Origin of the sequence: Actinoplanes sp. OR16 (assembly GCF_004001265.1) — a bacterium.
GTDB lineage: Bacteria > Actinomycetota > Actinomycetes > Mycobacteriales > Micromonosporaceae > Actinoplanes.
In genome coordinates this window covers 8525140-8541221 of record NZ_AP019371.1, presented here as the reverse complement: position 1 = coordinate 8541221, position 16082 = coordinate 8525140, and the positions used below count along the sequence as shown (strand labels likewise).

Genomic DNA, 16082 nt, shown 5'->3' with positions numbered 1-16082 from the left:
ATGACTGAGTTCGACGGCCTCCCGCTGCTCCGCTCCCCCGTGGCCATCGCCGCCTTCGAGGGCTGGAACGACGCTGCGGACGCTTCGACCGCGGCCGTGGAACACCTCGAACAGGTGTGGCAGGCCAAGGAGATCACCAGCATCGACCCGGAGGACTTCTACGACTTCCAGGTCAGCCGTCCCACCGTGACCATGGCCGAGGGTGAAACCCGCAAGATCGAGTGGCCGACCACGCGGTTCACCGTGGCGAGCCCGCCCGGCAGCGACCGCGACGTCGTGCTGATCCGTGGCATCGAGCCGAGCATGCGGTGGCGGACGTTCTGCGAATCCGTGCTGGAGATCTGCCACAGCCTCGAGGTGAACCGGATCGTGCTGCTCGGCGCCCTGCTGGCGGACGTCCCGTACACCCGGCCGCTCCCGATCAGCGGCAGCGCCTCCAACCGCGACGTGGCGGAGAAGTACAACGTGGTGCCGACCCGCTACGACGGCCCCACCGGGATCGTCGGGATCCTGCAGGAGGCGTCCACCCGCGCCGAGCTCGACTCGCTGTCGTTCTGGGTGCACGTGCCGCACTACGCGAACAACCCGCCCTGCCCGAAGGCGACGCTCGCCCTGCTGAGCCGGATCGAGGACGTCCTCGATCTGCCGGTGCCGCTGTCCGATCTCGCCGAGCAGGCGGACGAGTGGGAGAAGCGGGTCCGGGCGGCCGCCGAGCAGGACTCGGAACTGGGCGAATACGTCAGGGAGCTGGAGGAGCGCGTCGGGGACGCGGGCATCCAGCCGCTGACGGGGGATGAGATCGCCAGCGAGTTCGAGAAATACCTCCGCCGCCGGGGTGGTTCGGCCGGTCCCACTGCCGGCTCCTGGTGATCGCCGGCTCTCGATGAAAAGTCGGGCCCGTCCTCGTGACGGGCCCGACGCCTCATCACGGGGCGAACCAGCCTGCCTCCAGGTCCGCCACGAAAGCCTCCCAGCCGCCGGCCGAGAACCGCAGGTACGGGCCGGCCGGCTGTTCGGAGTTGCGCAGGTAGCGGTCGCCGTCGTCATCGACGGCGACCTCCACACAGGCGTTGTCGGCGCAGTAGCTGCTGCGCTGCCAGTCGAGGATCCGGTCGTTGCGGGAAGCGGTCATCACGACCCCTTTCTCGGCCCTAACTCATCCGAGAGTACGTGGGGGCCGCAGTGCCGAGGAGTCCCGCCGATCCCGCCGTCTGCGCCGTCTCCAGCAAAAACAGTGATGGCGCACGTCCGGGTGGATGTGCGCCATCGGGCCTTGCGTATCGAAAATTTCAGATGTCGCGGTACTGTCCGGAGGCTATGCCGTCGAGGAAGGTCGACCACTCGTCACGGCTGAAACGGAGGTAGGGCTGCTCAGGGCTCTTGGAGTCCCGAACGGCTACGTGCTCCCCGCCGACCGGCGCTGCTTCGACGCAGGCACTGTCGGCGCAGAAGGAGCTCCGAGTCCACATCAGTGTGGGCTCTGTCATCCCACATCCTTTCGAGTAGCGGCAGTCCGGACATAGGGTGTCCGGTCGTTCGGAGAACGACCCAGGCGGGTCACGGTAGTGGTTACCGCCAGGTATCCGGGGATTCGTTTCGAACCTGATATCGACGCTACGGGAGTGGACTTTTCATCGCAGGAATACGGCTCCCTTTCCTCAGTCGTGAGCGATCGCGTTCAGGATGTTCAAGCGGGCCGCCCGGATCGCCGGCGCCACCGCTGCGATCACGCCCACCAGCGCGGCCAGGGCGAGGTAGGTCCCCATCCGGGCCCACGGGACGACGATCTCGGTGATGCCGTCGTTCTCCAGGGCCCGGGCCACCGCGCTGCCCATGCCGGCGCCGACCGCGACGCCGAGCAGGGCGCCGAACACCGAGATGACGACGGCCTCGACGGTCACCATCCGCATGGTCTGGGCACGGCCGAGGCCGACCGCGCGGAGCAGGCCGAGCTCGCGGGTGCGTTCCAGGACGGACAGGGCCAGGGTGTTCACCACGCCGAGGACGGCGATCAGGATGGCCAGCCCGAGCAGGATCTGGATCATCGTGATGATCTGGTCGAACGTGGCCGCCTGAGCGTTCACGAACGTCTCCTGGTCGGTGGCCGACACCTCGGGGCTGTCCGCCACGAGTTGCTTGACCTGCGGCAGAACGGTGGAGACCGCTACGCCGTCGTCGAGCCGGACGAACCCGAAGACCGGCTGGGTGATGCCGAAGTCCGGGATGGCGGCGGCCGGCAGGATGATGCTGCCCGGCAGGCCGTTCTCCGGGAAGACGCTGGCGACCGTGTAGGTGTGCGGCTCGCCTCGGGATGCCTGGACCGTCACCGCCGAACCGACCTGCCAGCCCTTGTCCGCGGCCTCCGGAGCGCTCACCGCGATCTGGTCGTCCCGCAGATCCGCCGCGGTCGAGCCGTAGGACTCGGCCAGCCGGGAGAGGTCCTCGGTCGCGGTCACGTACTCGCGGTCGGCGCCGATCTGGACGAGATCGTTGTAGAGGCCGGCGGCCGCCCGTACGCCCGGGATCCGCTCCGCCTCGGTGATCACCGCAGGGTCGAAGGTCGGCGGGCGCGGCCCGTTCTGATCGCCGCTGATCATGATCTGGGCCTTGAGGATCCGCGCGGCCTCGGCCTTGAGGCTGCTCTTCGCCGAGTCCATGACCACGGTGACGCCGGTGACCAGGGCGATGCCGACCATCAGCGCGGCCGCGGTGATCGCGGTGCGGCGCGGGTTGCGGCCCGAGTTGAGGCGGCCGAGGCGTCCCGGCAGCGACCAGGAGAAGAGCCGGCCGAGCAGGGACACCACCGGCTTGCTGATCAGCGGGGTGAGCAGCGCGACGCCGACGAACGTGACCAGCACGCCGCCGAGGATCAGCCACAGGTCGGCGTCGCCGGCGTCGGCGAACAGACCCACGCCGAGGGCCGCCGCGCCGGCCGCGGTGACCAGGCCGCCGAACACGCTGATCCTGGTGAGGGGCCGGTCCGGGGTGGCGACGTCCTGCATCGCGGCGACCGGGGCGATCCGGGACGCGCGCAGCGCCGGCATCACCGCGGCGACCACCGTCACGATCAGGCCGACCAGGAACGCGCTGATGATCGCGGCGGGCGGCACGCCGACCGGGGCGAGGTCGAGCCCGCCGCCGCCCATGCTGGAGAACAGGTAGCCGAGGCCCGCGCCCGCGCCGACCCCGGCGGCCAGGCCGAGCACCGACGCGATCAGCCCGACCACCACGGCCTCCACCAGCACCGAGTTGATCACCTGGCGGCGGCTCGCGCCGATCGCCCGCAGCAGCGCGAGCTCACGGGTGCGCTGCGCCACCACGATCGAGAACGTGTTGAGGATCAGGAAGACGCCGACGAACAGGGCGATGCCGGCGAAGCCCAGCAGGATGTTGTTGAAGAAGCCGAGACCCTCCTTGATGCTCTCCGAGCTCTCCTTCGCCAGGTCGTCGCCGGTCTTCACGACGTAGTCGGCGCCGAGCGCCGGAGCCAGCGAGTCGCGCAGCTCGGCGGGGGTCACGCCGTCGGCGGCGGTGACCGTCACCGAGGTGAAGACGTCCTTCTCGCCGAGCATCAGCTCCTGCGCCACCGGCGTGGTGAACGCGACCTCCTGGGTGCCGCCGATGCTGTCCCGGTCGCCGGTGTAACCCCAGATGCCGACGAGGGTGAACTCACGCTTCGGCTGCTGGGTGAGAACGGGGACGGTGTCGCCGAGGTGGTAGCCGGACAGCTCGGCCGTCGTGGCGTTCATCGCGATCTCGCCGGCCGCCTCCGGGCCACGACCCTCGCGCAGCTCCATCACGTCGTCGGTGCCGGTCCAGTTGGAGCCGAGCCGGGGCGGGCCCATCGAGGTGAGGACCTTGCCGTCCGCGCCGATGACCCGGGCGCCGTCGGCGTCCACGCGACCGACGGCGGACCGTACGCCCTCCTGGCCTTTGATCTTGTCGACCGCCGCTGCCGGAAGCGGCGCGGCGACCTGTTCCCCCTCGAACTCACCGACCTCGACCTTGGGCTTCGCGCTGACCGAGACGTCGGTCGCGGCGTAGGCGTCCGCGAAGATCGAGTCGAAGGTGCGGTTGAGCGTGTCGGTCAGCACGAAGGCGCCGGACACGAACATCACGCCGAGCAGCACGGCCAGGCCGGACAGGACCAGCCGCAGCTTGCGGGCGAGCAGGCTCTTCAGCGTCGCGCGCAGCATCAGAGCATCACCGGGTCGCCGTGCTTGTCGAGGCGCTTCATGGTGTCCAGGACCGTCTCGGCGGTCGGGTTCGCCAGCTCGTCGACGATCGCGCCGTCGGCCAGGAACACCACCCGGTCGGCGTAGCTCGCCGCCACCGGGTCGTGGGTGACCATCACGATGGTCTGGCCGTGCTCGCGGACGCTGTCCCGCAGGAAGCCGAGCACCTCGGCGCCGGACCGCGAGTCGAGGTTGCCGGTCGGCTCGTCCGCGAAGATCACGTCGGGGCGGGCGACCAGGGCCCGCGCGCACGCGACACGCTGCTGCTGGCCGCCGGAGAGCTGGCTCGGGCGGTGGCTGAGCCGATCGCGCAGGCCGACCGTGTCGATCACGGTGTCCCACCAGGCCGGGTCGGCCTTGCGGCCGGCGATGTCCAGCGGCAGCTTGATGTTCTCCGCGGCGCTCAGCGTCGGCAGCAGGTTGAACTGCTGGAAGATGAAGCCGATCCGGTCCCGGCGCAGACGCGTCAGCGCCTTGTCGCCGAGTTTGCTGATCTCGGTGCCGCCGACGTGGACGGTGCCCTCGTCGACCGTGTCCAGACCGGCGAGGCAGTGCATCAGCGTCGACTTGCCGCTGCCCGACGGGCCCATGATCGCGGTGAAGCGACCCCGGCCGAACTCGACGCTGACCCCCCGCAGTGCCGCCACCCGGGCCTCGCCCGAGCCGTAGACCTTCCAGATCTCGTCCGCCCGCGCCGCCACCGGCCCACCGGCATTCGTCGCTGCCACTGTCGTCCCCCTGAAGTCTGTGGTCCGTCCGGGGCACACTGCCCCGGACGGCCTGCTCAGTCTTGCGGCGGAATCGGCGGCGGGCGTCCGTCGCGGGGCGTAGCACGACGCGGAGATTTGGCTGGGGGAGCCACTTAGGTAACTCTCAGGGTGGTCCCTGACTGCTATCGTGCCGAGCGGTCTTGGCGGGCCGCGTCTACCGTGGACGCCATGCGCGCTCGTGCGGTCCTCGTACCCGTCGTTGTGTGTCTTCTTCTCGCCGGTTGTGTCCCGTCCGCTTCGCCGGACCCCCAGGATCAGGGTCCCGCGCCGGCCGTCTCCGCCGATCAGGACGGCACCGACACCCCGGAGGAGTTCAGCCGCGACATCCAGGCGGCCGAGGAGATCGCCGCGGAGTACTGGGCGGAGCGGATCGGCTCCGGCTTCTCGCCGATCCGGCAATTGATTCCGTACGAGCAGGAAGGCGACGTGGACTGCGCCGGCGAGCCGCTGCCGCGCAACAACGCCGTCTACTGCTCCGCCGGGGACTTCATCGCCTACGACGTCAACTGGGCCTTCGCGGCTTTCCAGCAGGTCGGCGACGCGTTCCTGTTCTACCTGCTCGGCCACGAGTACGCGCACGGCATCCAGGCCCGGCTCGGCATCAGCAAGGAGTTCACCATCGAGCAGGAGCTGCAGGCCGACTGCATGGCCGGCGCGTTCATCGGCGACAAGGCCCGCGAAGGCCGCCTGGAGATGCAGGACGGCGACACCCGGGAACTCGCCGACGGTCTCGAAGCAGTCGGTGACGACCCGGGCCAGCCGTGGTTCGCCGAAGGCGCGCACGGCACCGCCGAGCAGCGGATGGGGTCGTTCTCCGACGGCTACACCGACTCCCTGCGGGCGTGCGGGCTGTAGGGGTCGTCACGTTCCCTGGGACCGGGCGGCCCCGACCCGGAGAATCACCGCGATGGACGCCGTACTTTTCGACATGGACGGGACCCTCGTCGACAGCGAGCGGGTCTGGGGTCTCGCGCTGACCGAACTCGCCGCGCACGCCGGGGGCACCCTCTCCGAGAGCGCCCGGCTCGCCATGGTCGGCAGCAGCATGAGCCGCAGCATGCAGCTCTTCCGCGACGACCTGGGCCAGCCGGACCGGCCCGAGGCGCCGGACGTGCGATGGCTCACGGACCGGGTCTACTCGCTCTTCGCCGGCGGGCTCGTCTGGCGCCCCGGCGCCATGGAGTTGCTCCTCGCGGTCCGGGACGCCGGGATTCGTACGGCCCTGGTCACGTCGACCGGCCGCCGGCTCGTCGACGTGGCCCTCAAGACGCTCGGCGCGGAGAACTTCGACGTCGTCGTCTGCGGTGACGAGGTGACCATGCCGAAGCCGGATCCGGAGCCGTACCTCACCGCCGCGTCCCTGCTCGGCGTGCCGATCGCCCGGTGCGTCGCGATCGAGGACTCGCCCAGTGGCGTGGCGAGCGCCCTCGCCGCCGGCGCGGCCGTCCTCGCGGTACCCGCCGAACTGGAACTGCCGCCGGTCGACGGCGTGCATTTGCGGTCCTCGCTGGCCGGGGTCGATCCGGCTTTCCTGGCCGCTCTCCTCCGTCCCTGAGGCACGATGGGTGACGTGGACGCCTCGTCATCCGTCACCGCCGTGCCGGACCTGCCCCCGCCCGACGGGGAACTCGCCGAGCTGCTGCTGCGGATGCCCGAATCGCTGCGCATGCACGTCGAGCAGATCGCGGCCGTCGAGGGCATCTCGGTGAACACCTGGCTGGTCCGGGCGGTGACGGTGGCGGTCAAGCAGCAGCACGGGCCGCCGCCGGCCGCGCACGGGTCGTGGTCCGGCAAGCGGGTGACCGGCTATCTGCCCTCCTGACCGGGTTTGACCAGGCCTGTCTCATAGGCGAGGACCACCGCCTGGGTACGGTCGCGCAGCCGCATCTTCGTCAGTACATGTCCGACATGCGTCTTCACCGTCGTTTCGCTGACCTGCAGCAGCTCGGCGATCTCGGTATTGGTCATGCCGCGGGCCACGTGGACGAGCACCTCCCGTTCCCGCCCGGTCAGCGCGCCGAGCCGCGCCACCCCGTCACCGGCCGGCGCGGGCAGCGCCTCGGCGAGCCGCCCGAGGATCCGCGCCAGCAGCCGCGGGGCGATCACCGCGCCGCCGCCCGCGACGGTCCGCACCGCGGCCACGAGATCATCGTGCGGCGCGTCCTTGCCGAGGTAGCCGGTCACCCCCGCCCCGGCGGCCGCCACGATCCGGTCGTCGGCCTCCTCGTCGGTGACGACCAGGATCCGTACCGGCAGCCGCCCCTCGGTGATCGCCCGCGCCACGCTGAGCCCGTCGAGGCGCGGCAGAACCAGCTCGGTGACGAGGACGTCGGGCAGCAGCCGCCGAGCCAGATCCAGAGCCTCCACCCCGTCCGACGCCTCCCCGACGACGACGATCTCCTGCTCCGCCCGGCCCGAGGCCGTCCCCGCCGAGGCGGGCGGCAGGCCACCCACAGCGCCGGCCCGATGGTCGCCGGCCTCATGGTCGACGGCCTGATGACTGGCTGCCTGATGACTGCCTGCCTGATGACTGCCTGCCTGATGATCGCCGCGAAGCCGCACATCCGGCCTCACGCCAGTCGGAAATGTCATCTCATTCCCGATTTGTTCCGCGCGGAGGGACGTAGCTGAGCCTGAAACCGCAGCCGAGCCTGAAACCGCAGCCGAGCCTGAGGGCGAGGTTAAGGCTGAGGGCGAGGGCGAGGAGGTTGAGGGCGACGGAGAGCTTGAGGGCAGGGAGGGTGAGGGCGAGGCGATTCGAGGAAGGTCTGCTGAAGTTGCGTCAGCAGCGCTGATGAAGTCCTCTTCGTTCGCCTCATCCTCCGCAGGTTCGGGCGGTTCGTGTGAAGCCATGGCCGGGTCATACGGAGCGCCGGCCCGGCGGGGGACGGGCAGGACGGGAGTCTGCAGCAACGCTCGCAGGCCCGCGCGCTGCAACGGCGCCGGATCGGCCAGGAGAACGCGCAACGGCGGCCGGCGTCCGGCACGAGGCTCGGCCGGAGGGGGCGCGGTCTCGCCGTCCGCCCCGGAGGCGAAGTCATGCTGCGACGAACCGCCGGGCCGTGACGGCTCGCCCGGCATCCCAGGAAGCGGGCCTCCGGACATCGCGGCTCGCGGCGAGTGGCCGGAGCCGGGTGTGGCGGGTTGCGGCGAGCTGCCCGGCGTGGCGGCTCGTGGCGACCGGCCGTGGCCGGGTGTGGATGCAGCTGCTGCGGGCGCGGGCGCTGGCGGAGGCGGGCCGCCCCGGCTGGGAAGGGGGTCAGCCAAGGGGATCGTCTCGCAGGCGGGGGCCGACGCGGTCGGGTTCGGTGTCGGGGAGGACGGTCAGGGTGGTGGCGGGGACGTCCGGGAAGGGTGGTGGCGTGCCGCCGAACTCGGGGCAGAGGTCCTGGTGGCGGCACCAGCCGCAGAGGCGGCTCGGTTTGGGGCGGAAGTCCTGGTCGCGCTTGGCGCGCTCGATCGCGGCGGAGAGGGCGGTCAGGGTGCGCTCGAAGCGCTCCAGCTCGCCGGCCTCGGGGCTGTAGTCGAGGGCCTCGGCGTCCTTCAGGTAGAGCAGGCGCAGGACCCGGGGCACCACGCCGCGGGTGCGCCAGAGGACCAGGGCGTAGAACTTCAGCTGGAACAGGGCACGGCCCTCGAAGGCCTCGCGCGGGGCGCCGCCGGTCTTGTAGTCGACCACCCGCAGGTCGCCGGCTGGGGAGACGTCGAGACGGTCGATGTAGCCCCGGAGCAGCAGCTCGTCGCCGATCACGGTGGAGATCAGGGTCTCCCGCTCGGCGGGCTGCAGGCGCTGCGGGTCCTCCACCGCGAAGTAGCCGTCGAGCAGGGCCGTGGCGCTGCCGAGGAAGGCCGCGAGCCGGGCGGTCTCGGCCTCGGCCGGCGGGATGTCGATCAGCGTCTCCTGGCCGGTGGCGTCGGCCTCGGCCTCGGCGGCGGCCGGGTCGGCGGCGACCGGCAGCGGGGTGGTGAAGATCTCGGCGAGGGAGGGCTCCTGCTCGAGCAGCCTCGCCCACTCGGGGGCGACCAGCGCGGCGGCGGCGGCCGGGGTGCGGCCGGCGGCGGGCAGGTCGAAGAGGCGCTCCAGGACGGCGTGCACCAGCGTGCCGCGGACCTGGTCGGCGGTGGGCAGCTCGGGCAGCTTGTCGATGGTGCGGAAGCGGAACAGCAGCGGGCAGGTCTTGAAGTCGGCGGCCCGGGACGGCGACAGCGACGGCCCGCGCGGCGCCTCGGGCCGGCGGCCACGACCGGCGGGCACCGGGTCGGTGCCGAGCGGGCCGGCATCGGGTGCGGTGGCGGCGTCGAGGGAGCCGGGGCCGCCGGGCTGGGAGGTGGCCGCTGCCGCCGGTGCCGTGGTGGAGGGGTGCGCCGTCATAGTCCAAGAGGCTAGGCCAGAGGTACGACGAAAACGCCGGGGTGGGTCGTGCGGCGGCGTGTCCGTAGCATCGGCTGCGTGGGCGAACAGGGGCGCGGAGAGCGCGATCAGGCGCCGGCCGGGCGGCCGGTCGGGCACGTGCTCGGCATCCCGGTGTTCGCGAATGCGTCGATGCTGCTGCTCGCCGGCCTGGTCACCGTCGTCTACGGCAATTACGCGAATGCGGAACTCGGTCTCACGGCGCCGTGGTCGTACGCGGTGGGCCTGGGTTTCGTGATCTGCCTTCTCGGATCGGTGCTGCTGCACGAGCTGGGGCACGCTCTCACCGCGCGGCGGCACGGCATCGGCGTGCGGCGGATCACCCTGGAGCTGCTCAGCGGCTGGACCGAGTTGGAGCGGGACGCGCCGACGCCGCGGATCGACGCGCTGGTGTCGCTGGCCGGGCCGGCCGTGTCGCTGCTGCTCGGCGGGATCGCCAGCGGGGCGGCGGCGCTGCTGCCCTCGGACACGGTTCCCGGGCAGATCGCGTTCCAGCTGGCGCTCAGCAACGTGCTGGTGGCCGTCTTCAACGTGCTTCCCGGCCTGCCGCTGGACGGTGGCCGGGCGCTGCGGGCCGGGATGTGGGCGCTGCTGAAGGACCGGAACCGGGCGACGGTGGTGGCCGGCTGGGCGGGCCGGTTCCTGGCGCTGCTGACCGTGGTCGTGGTGGTGGGGCTCTACCGGTTCGGGCTGCTGACCGTCTTCGGCCTGGTGTTCGTGCTGCTGGTGGTGCTGACCCTGTGGCAGGGCGCCGGGCAGTCGATCCGGCTCGGCCGGATGACCGGGCGGTTCCCGCTGATCGACCTGAGCGCGCTGGCCCGCCCGGTGCTGGCCGTCCCGGCCGGGACGCCGCTCGGCGAGGCGCAGCGCCGCCGGGCCGAGGACCCGCGGCCGGACGTGGTGCTCGCGGTCGCCGACTCGGCGGGCAGCCTGACCGCCGTGGTGGACCCGGTCGCCGCCGAGCGGATCCCGGTGGACCGGCGGCCCTGGGTGAGCGTGGAGAGCGTCGCCCGGTCCCGGGACGCGCTCACCACGCTGCCGCTCGGGCTGACCGGTGAGCAGGTGGTCCGGGCGCTGCAGGCTCACCCGGGTGCGCAGTACCTGGTGACGGCAGGGGAGGATGTCGTCGGCGTCCTGCGCGTCGCCGACGTGGCCGCGGTCCTGGAACCGCGGCGGACCGTGCCGAACCCGAGAAAAGACGGCTGAGAGAAGACCTGTGACCACGACCCCGACCACCGCCGCCGACGCCGAGCAGGTGCCCGCGCACCGCGGCCCGTTCCGGGTGGGTGACCGCGTGCAGCTCACCGACCCCAAGGGCCGGATGCACACCATCGTGCTGGAGCCCGGCAAGGAGTTCCACACCCACCGCGGCGCGCTGGCCCACGACGCCCTGATCGGCCTCCCCGACGGCAGCGTCGTCACCTCGGCGGGCAACACCGCGTACCTGGCGCTGCGGCCGCTGCTCAGCGACTACGTGCTCTCCATGCCGCGCGGCGCGCAGGTGATCTACCCGAAGGACGCGGCGCAGATCGTCGCGATGGGCGACGTCTTCCCCGGCGCGAAGGTCCTCGAGGCCGGCGCCGGCTCCGGCGCGCTGACCTGCTCGCTGCTGAGGGCCGTCGGCAGCCACGGCGAGGTGCACAGCTACGAGCTGCGCGAGGACTTCGCGGCGATCGCCCGCAAGAACGTCGAGGCGTTCTTCGGCGGCCCGCACCCGGCGTGGCATCTGCACCACGGGGACGTCGCGGACAACGGCATCGAGGGCTTCGACCGGATCATCCTGGACATGCTGACCCCGTGGGAGGCGCTCGACATGGTCGAGAAGGCGCTCATCCCGGGCGGTGTCTTCATCGGGTACGTGGCGACCACCCCGCAGCTCTCCGAGCTCGTCGAGGCGCTGCGCGAGCGCGGCGGCTGGACCGAGCCGCGGGCCTGGGAGTCGCTGATCCGCGACTGGCACGCCGAGGGCCTGGCGGTCCGGCCGGACCACCGGATGATCGCGCACACCGCGTTCCTGGTCTCGGCCCGCAAGCTGGCGCCCGGGGTGCTGGCGCCGCCGCGCCGCCGCAAGCCGAGCAAGGGCGCCGAGGCGTACGCGCTGCGCAAGGCGACCCAGGCCGCCCTGCACGCCCAGCAGGCCCAGGAGGCCCCCACCGGGGAGTGACCGCTGTCAAGGCGTCCGGTAGGTTTTCCGCGTGCGTCTAGGGGAAGGGGCACCATGAGCTCACCGCCGTTCGGGGGCAGCAACGAGATGCCGGCGGTCTTCCCGGACTGGTCGCCCTATCCGGACCTGGACTCGGCGGCGCGGGCCTACCTGCGCGACCCGGACGTGGCCCTGGAGGCGCTCTTCGGTGTGCTGCGCGGGGCCTCGGTGCTCTGCTTCACCCTGGAGCGCTTCGTCAACGAGGTGAACGGGGTCTGGCAGGAGGTCGTCGTCTGCGACGGCAGCCGGCTGGTGCTCTGGCACGGCGAGGACGTGGCGCCCGGCGACGGCCCGGCCGGCTCGATGACGTCGTCCCTGCGGGTGGTGCCGCTCTCCACGGTGACCGAGGTCGGTTGCCGGCGGCGGCTCACCCGCACCCCGAACGGGCAGGCCCGGGTCGACAGCATCGACGTCTACCTGCTGCTCAGCTCGGTCGACGACGCGGTGCCGCCGCCCGGTGTCGGCGAGGAGGAGGGCCGGGCGCCGCTGCGGCACGACGCGCTGCGCTTCGGCAAGACGATCGACGACGGCGGGCCGGGACAGATCGCCCGCCTGGAGGAATTCTCCCGGGTCGTGGCGTCGCTGGTCGGCCGGCCGACCCTCTGATCGGCCTCGGCGTTCGTCTCGGCGGACGGATACATCGACTGCCACGAGTCGGCCGCGCGGCCGGGGAGTGAACCGGGGAGCGTCGCCTCGGCGGCGCAAGAGAACGGGCCTTGAGAGGTGCAACTCTCAAGGCCCATCAGAAGTCCCACCAGGCTGGTCTAGAGCTTTTGGAGGGAGGTGTTACATGTCTACCGTATCTCCGCGTGACGGATCCAAGCAAGATCGCGGACGAGTCGCAGCCGCCAAGGCGATCGCTGCGGTGTCCGCCAGGTTCGGCGTCCCGATCAACACGATGATCGCGTACGGGGCCGGCGCGGGTGCTGCGCCCCTGGTCATCGTGGGAGTCGTCGCCTACGTCGTGCTCGTGACGGTCGCGATCGTCGCGCTCCGCTGACCCGAGCGGGCTGACGAAGCGGGCTGAGACAGTGGGATGGCCGTGTTCAGCGCGCGGCACACGGCCCCTCAGGATCAACGCACGCCCGATTTCGCGAAAGGCGACCACGAATGTGGTGTACCTAGCATCAAACAGGGCGAAACGTCGATACCCGCGACCTCAATCGGCGAAAGATCACCCGTGGTGTTTCCCACGTGACGTCAGACCGGCCTCGATCGATCTCGGCGCACACCTGTCCGGCAGTCTGCGTCAGCGGCCTCACCTCCCACAACAGGGGCGCGCGGACGATACCCGAAGATCCGATACACCCATCGGCCACGGGTTGATCAATCCGTCAAGACTCGGTGACAGGGGTGTTGCAAGGGTCGAAAACCGCTTCGCAACAGCTAGTGTTATCCCAAGACGTTCGAGCCCCCCGGGGAGGTGGGACGTGGCACGTAGCGACGAAGCGGACTCCCGCGCCGCACGATGGGAGAAAGAGGCCAACGATCTCTCCAGCCAGGTCGCGTTCCTGCAAGAGGAACTCGCCCTGGTCAGGCGGAAGTTGACCGAAAGCCCCCGACACGTCCGGCAGCTTGAGGAACGGCTCGCGGCAACGCAGGCGCAGCTGGCCCGAGTGACCGAGAACAACGAGCGGCTCGTGGCGACCCTCAAGGAAGCCCGGACCCAGATCGTCACTCTCAAGGAAGAGATTGACCGGCTAGCCCAGCCGCCCAGCGGCTACGGCGTTTTCCTGTCGGCACACGAGGACGGCACGGTGGACGTGTTCACCGGCGGCCGCAAGCTGCGGGTGGCGGTCTCGCCGTCGCTCGCCGTCGAGGAGTTGCAGCGGGGCCAGGAGGTCCTGCTCAACGACGCCCTCAACGTGGTGGACGCGTTCGGCTTCGAGCGCACCGGTGAAGTGGTCCTGCTCAAGGAGGTGCTGGACAACCCGTCCGGCGGCCCCCGCGACCGGGCCCTGGTGGTCTCGCACGCCGACGAGGAGCGCATCGTCTTCCTCGCCGACTCGCTCGAGATCGGCAAGCTCCGCGCGGGTGACTCGCTCATGATCGAGCCCCGTTCGGCGTACGCCTACGAGCGGATCCCGAAGAGCGAGGTCGAGGAGCTGGTCCTCGAGGAGGTCCCCGACGTCGACTACACCGACATCGGTGGCCTGCACTCGCAGATCGAGCAGATCCGCGACGCCGTGGAGCTGCCGTTCCTGCACGCGGATCTCTTCCGCGAGCACCAGCTGCGCCCGCCGAAGGGCATCCTGCTGTACGGCCCGCCCGGCTGTGGCAAGACCCTGATCGCCAAGGCGGTCGCCAACTCGCTGGCGAAGAAGATCGCCGAGCGGCGTGGCGAGGAGAAGCACACCAGCTACTTCCTCAACATCAAGGGTCCCGAGCTGCTCAACAAGTACGTGGGTGAGACCGAGCGGCACATCCGCCTGGTCTTCCAGCGGGCGCGGGAGAAGGCCGGCGAGGGCACGCCGGTGATCGTGTTCTTCGACGAGATGGACTCGATCTTCCGGACCCGTGGCTCCGGTGTCTCCTCCGACGTGGAGAACACCATCGTTCCCCAGCTGCTCTCCGAGATCGACGGTGTCGAGGGCCTGGAGAACGTGATCGTCATCGGCGCGTCGAACCGGGAAGACATGATCGACCCGGCGATCCTGCGCCCCGGCCGTCTCGACGTGAAGATCAAGATCGAGCGTCCGGACGCCGAGGCCGCCAAGGACATCTTCGCCAAGTACATCCTCTCGGACCTGCCGCTCAGCTCGGACGACCTGACCGAGCACGGCGGCAACCGGGACGCCACGGTCGCCGCGATGATCGAGGCGGTCGTGCTCCGGATGTACACGGAGACCGAGGAGAACCGCTTCCTCGAGGTCACCTACGCCAACGGTGACAAGGAAGTCCTGTACTTCAAGGACTTCAACTCCGGCGCCATGATCCAGAACATCGTGGACCGCGGCAAGAAGATGGCGATCAAGGAGTTCCTCACCTCCGGCAAGAAGGGACTGCGTCTTCAGCACCTGCTCGACAGCTGCGTCGACGAGTTCCGGGAGAACGAGGACCTGCCGAACACCACCAACCCCGACGACTGGGCCCGCATCTCCGGCAAGAAGGGCGAGCGGATCGTCTACATCCGCACGCTCGTCTCCGGTGGCAAGGGCGCCGAGGCCGGCCGTTCGATCGAGACGGCGAACAACACCGGTCAGTACCTGTAACACCGAGCGCTAACCGGGACCGGAGGGGGAACCCTCCGGTCCCGGCCTCGTTGCACCCCGTGTGACGAGACTGGCCTGGCTCGACGCCCTCCGGGGCTATGCGGCAGTGGTGGTGGCGCTCTTCCACCTCAGCCCGGTGATCATCGGGTCGGCGGCGCATCTGGAGATCTACCGCGCCTTCGACGCCGGCAAGTACGCGGTCCTGCTGTTCTTCCTGGTCAGCGGCTATGTCATCCCGATGTCGCTGGAGCGGCACGGGTCGCTGCGCCGGTTCTGGGCGGGCCGGCTCGCGCGGATCTACCCGGCGTACCTCGCCACGATCGCCCTGGCCGCCCTGCTCGCCGCCGCCGGGCTTCACCGGATGCCCGATCAGCTGCGCACCGAGACCACCGCGAGCGTGCTGGCCCACGCCACGATGATGCAGGACCTTCTGGGGGTACGGGGGATCGTCCGCCCGTTCTGGACCCTCAGTTTCGAGATGCTCTTCTACCTGCTGGTCGCGGGCCTGTTCGCGTGGCGCCTGCATCGTCTGAGCGCCTGGTGGGCGGCCGGTCTCGCGGCGCTCGCCCTGGTGGCGGGCGGCGGCCTGCCGGACGGCCTGTTCAGCGGTGACGGCCCCGTCCGTCGGTGGAGCGCGGTCGTGGTGCTCGTCATCGTGGCGACCGTCGTCAGCGCGTACCTCATCGATCGCCGAGGTCTCGCCCTCGGAGCCGGCGCCGTCTCGCTCAGCGTGATCGTCCTCGCGGTGGCCAACGGCCATGCGAGCCGCTGGGTGACCAGTGGATCATCGGAGCAGGCGCTGACGATGCTGGCCGTGATGTTCGCCGGGACCGTGATCTATCGGGTGCAGCATCGCCAGATCGGGCGAATCGCCGCGAGTCCGGCTCTCGCCGTGGTGCTGCTGAGCGCCCTCGATCAATTCGGTACGCCGGTCGCGCTCGCGGTCGCCGGAACTTTCGGGATCGCTTTCGCACTGCGTCACCGTGCCGTGCCCGGCGTGCTCACCTGGCTCGGCACCGTCAGCTACTCGCTCTACCTGCTGCACCTGCTGGTTCTCGGTGTCCTGGTGCGATTCACGGAGAATCGGGCGCTGATCGTTATCGGTTTCGTGGCCGGAAGTCTCCTCGCCGCCCACGTCGGTAATCGGCTCGTCGAACGGCCCGGGCAGCGGCTCGCGGCGATCTTTCTCACCACGGAAGGTGAAACGACGCGCACGGGCAGCTTCGGCAAGCAACGTGAGAGCGTCTAGGC

At 70.6% G+C, this 16082-nt stretch carries 16 protein-coding genes; 10 read left to right on the top strand and 6 right to left on the bottom strand.

The annotated features are described in order from the left end of the window. On the top strand, nt 1-870 hold the full coding sequence (locus EP757_RS39360; protein ID WP_127553411.1) for a PAC2 family protein: 870 nt from the start codon (nt 1-3) through the stop codon (nt 868-870). A 55-nt stretch (nt 871-925) separates the two neighbouring features. Here EP757_RS39360 and EP757_RS39355 read toward each other — a convergent pair whose 3' ends face one another. From EP757_RS39355 to EP757_RS39340, 4 genes are all read right to left on the bottom strand, one after another. After that, nucleotides 926-1132 (bottom strand): DUF397 domain-containing protein, encoded by a 207-nt coding sequence (locus tag EP757_RS39355; RefSeq protein WP_127553410.1) that lies wholly within the window; start codon nt 1130-1132, stop codon nt 926-928. Nucleotides 1133-1289: 157 nt separating this feature from the next. Then, entirely contained in the window at nt 1290-1487 is a 198-nt protein-coding gene (locus EP757_RS39350) for a DUF397 domain-containing protein (RefSeq protein ID WP_127553409.1), read from the bottom strand. Nucleotides 1488-1658: 171 nt separating this feature from the next. Continuing rightward, on the bottom strand, nt 1659-4196 hold the full coding sequence (locus EP757_RS39345) for an ABC transporter permease (RefSeq protein WP_127553408.1): 2538 nt from the start codon (nt 4194-4196) through the stop codon (nt 1659-1661). Beyond that, on the bottom strand, nt 4196-4963 hold the full coding sequence (locus EP757_RS39340) for an ABC transporter ATP-binding protein (RefSeq protein WP_127553407.1): 768 nt from the start codon (nt 4961-4963) through the stop codon (nt 4196-4198). The genes EP757_RS39345 and EP757_RS39340 overlap by 1 nt, the downstream gene beginning before the upstream one ends. Before the next feature lie 210 nt (nt 4964-5173). On the opposite strand from EP757_RS39340, the gene EP757_RS39335 reads away from it, so the two are divergent. Genes EP757_RS39335 through EP757_RS39325 form a run of 3 tightly spaced genes read left to right on the top strand, consistent with a single transcriptional unit; the run spans nt 5174 to nt 6827 of the window. Further along, nucleotides 5174-5860: a neutral zinc metallopeptidase gene (locus EP757_RS39335; RefSeq protein WP_127553406.1), complete on the top strand. Its 687-nt coding sequence runs from the start codon at nt 5174-5176 to the stop codon at nt 5858-5860. A 52-nt stretch (nt 5861-5912) separates the two neighbouring features. Next, on the top strand, nt 5913-6560 hold the full coding sequence (locus tag EP757_RS39330; RefSeq protein ID WP_127553405.1) for an HAD family phosphatase: 648 nt from the start codon (nt 5913-5915) through the stop codon (nt 6558-6560). 15 nt (nt 6561-6575) lie between these two features. Beyond that, entirely contained in the window at nt 6576-6827 is a 252-nt protein-coding gene (locus EP757_RS39325) for a hypothetical protein (protein ID WP_127553404.1), read from the top strand. Here the strand turns inward: EP757_RS39325 and EP757_RS39320 are convergent. After that, nucleotides 6812-7459 carry a response regulator transcription factor gene (locus tag EP757_RS39320; protein ID WP_127554668.1) on the bottom strand — a complete coding sequence of 216 codons (648 nt, stop codon included), beginning with the start codon at nt 7457-7459 and terminating at the stop codon, nt 6812-6814. The two genes, EP757_RS39325 and EP757_RS39320, sit on opposite strands and share 16 nt — an antisense overlap. 805 nt (nt 7460-8264) lie before the next feature. Continuing rightward, nucleotides 8265-9260 (bottom strand): PD-(D/E)XK nuclease family protein, encoded by a 996-nt coding sequence (locus EP757_RS39315; protein ID WP_232050756.1) that lies wholly within the window; start codon nt 9258-9260, stop codon nt 8265-8267. A 288-nt stretch (nt 9261-9548) separates the two neighbouring features. Between EP757_RS39315 and EP757_RS39310 the strand changes: the two genes are divergently transcribed. The 6 genes from EP757_RS39310 to EP757_RS39285 all read left to right on the top strand — a co-directional run bounded on the left by EP757_RS39310 (nt 9549) and on the right by EP757_RS39285 (nt 16080). Next, a complete protein-coding gene (locus EP757_RS39310) occupies nt 9549-10622 on the top strand; it encodes a site-2 protease family protein (RefSeq protein WP_232050755.1) in 1074 nt (357 codons plus the stop codon). Between the two features lie 10 nt (nt 10623-10632). Then, on the top strand, nt 10633-11580 hold the full coding sequence (locus EP757_RS39305; RefSeq protein WP_127553401.1) for a tRNA (adenine-N1)-methyltransferase: 948 nt from the start codon (nt 10633-10635) through the stop codon (nt 11578-11580). A gap of 54 nt (nt 11581-11634) precedes the next feature. Next, nucleotides 11635-12225, top strand: coding sequence for a hypothetical protein (locus tag EP757_RS39300; protein WP_127553400.1), 591 nt, complete (start codon nt 11635-11637; stop codon nt 12223-12225). Nucleotides 12226-12409: 184 nt separating this feature from the next. Further along, the gene (locus EP757_RS39295) at nt 12410-12619 is read left to right on the top strand and encodes a hypothetical protein (protein ID WP_127553399.1); all 210 of its coding nucleotides are present in this window, start codon (nt 12410-12412) and stop codon (nt 12617-12619) included. A gap of 430 nt (nt 12620-13049) precedes the next feature. Continuing rightward, nucleotides 13050-14831 (top strand): proteasome ATPase, encoded by a 1782-nt coding sequence (gene arc / locus EP757_RS39290; RefSeq protein WP_127553398.1) that lies wholly within the window; start codon nt 13050-13052, stop codon nt 14829-14831. Between the two features lie 61 nt (nt 14832-14892). Then, nucleotides 14893-16080 carry an acyltransferase gene (locus EP757_RS39285; RefSeq protein ID WP_127553397.1) on the top strand — a complete coding sequence of 396 codons (1188 nt, stop codon included), beginning with the start codon at nt 14893-14895 and terminating at the stop codon, nt 16078-16080. The last annotated feature ends 2 nt before the right edge of the window (nt 16081-16082 follow it).

Excerpts from the sequence above, each read along its gene's own strand:
- EP757_RS39310 (WP_232050755.1), top strand. The coding sequence starts at position 9,549 with ATGCTGCTGCTCGCCGGCCTGGTCACCGTCGTCTACGGCAATTACGCG.
- EP757_RS39330 (WP_127553405.1), top strand. The coding sequence starts at position 5,913 with ATGGACGCCGTACTTTTCGACATGGACGGGACCCTCGTCGACAGCGAG.
- EP757_RS39350 (WP_127553409.1), bottom strand. The coding sequence starts at position 1,487 with ATGACAGAGCCCACACTGATGTGGACTCGGAGCTCCTTCTGCGCCGAC.
- EP757_RS39355 (WP_127553410.1), bottom strand. The coding sequence starts at position 1,132 with ATGACCGCTTCCCGCAACGACCGGATCCTCGACTGGCAGCGCAGCAGC.
- EP757_RS39300 (WP_127553400.1), top strand. The coding sequence starts at position 11,635 with ATGAGCTCACCGCCGTTCGGGGGCAGCAACGAGATGCCGGCGGTCTTC.
- EP757_RS39360 (WP_127553411.1), top strand. The coding sequence starts at position 1 with ATGACTGAGTTCGACGGCCTCCCGCTGCTCCGCTCCCCCGTGGCCATC.
- EP757_RS39295 (WP_127553399.1), top strand. The coding sequence starts at position 12,410 with ATGTCTACCGTATCTCCGCGTGACGGATCCAAGCAAGATCGCGGACGA.
- EP757_RS39335 (WP_127553406.1), top strand. The coding sequence starts at position 5,174 with ATGCGCGCTCGTGCGGTCCTCGTACCCGTCGTTGTGTGTCTTCTTCTC.
- EP757_RS39345 (WP_127553408.1), bottom strand. The coding sequence starts at position 4,196 with ATGCTGCGCGCGACGCTGAAGAGCCTGCTCGCCCGCAAGCTGCGGCTG.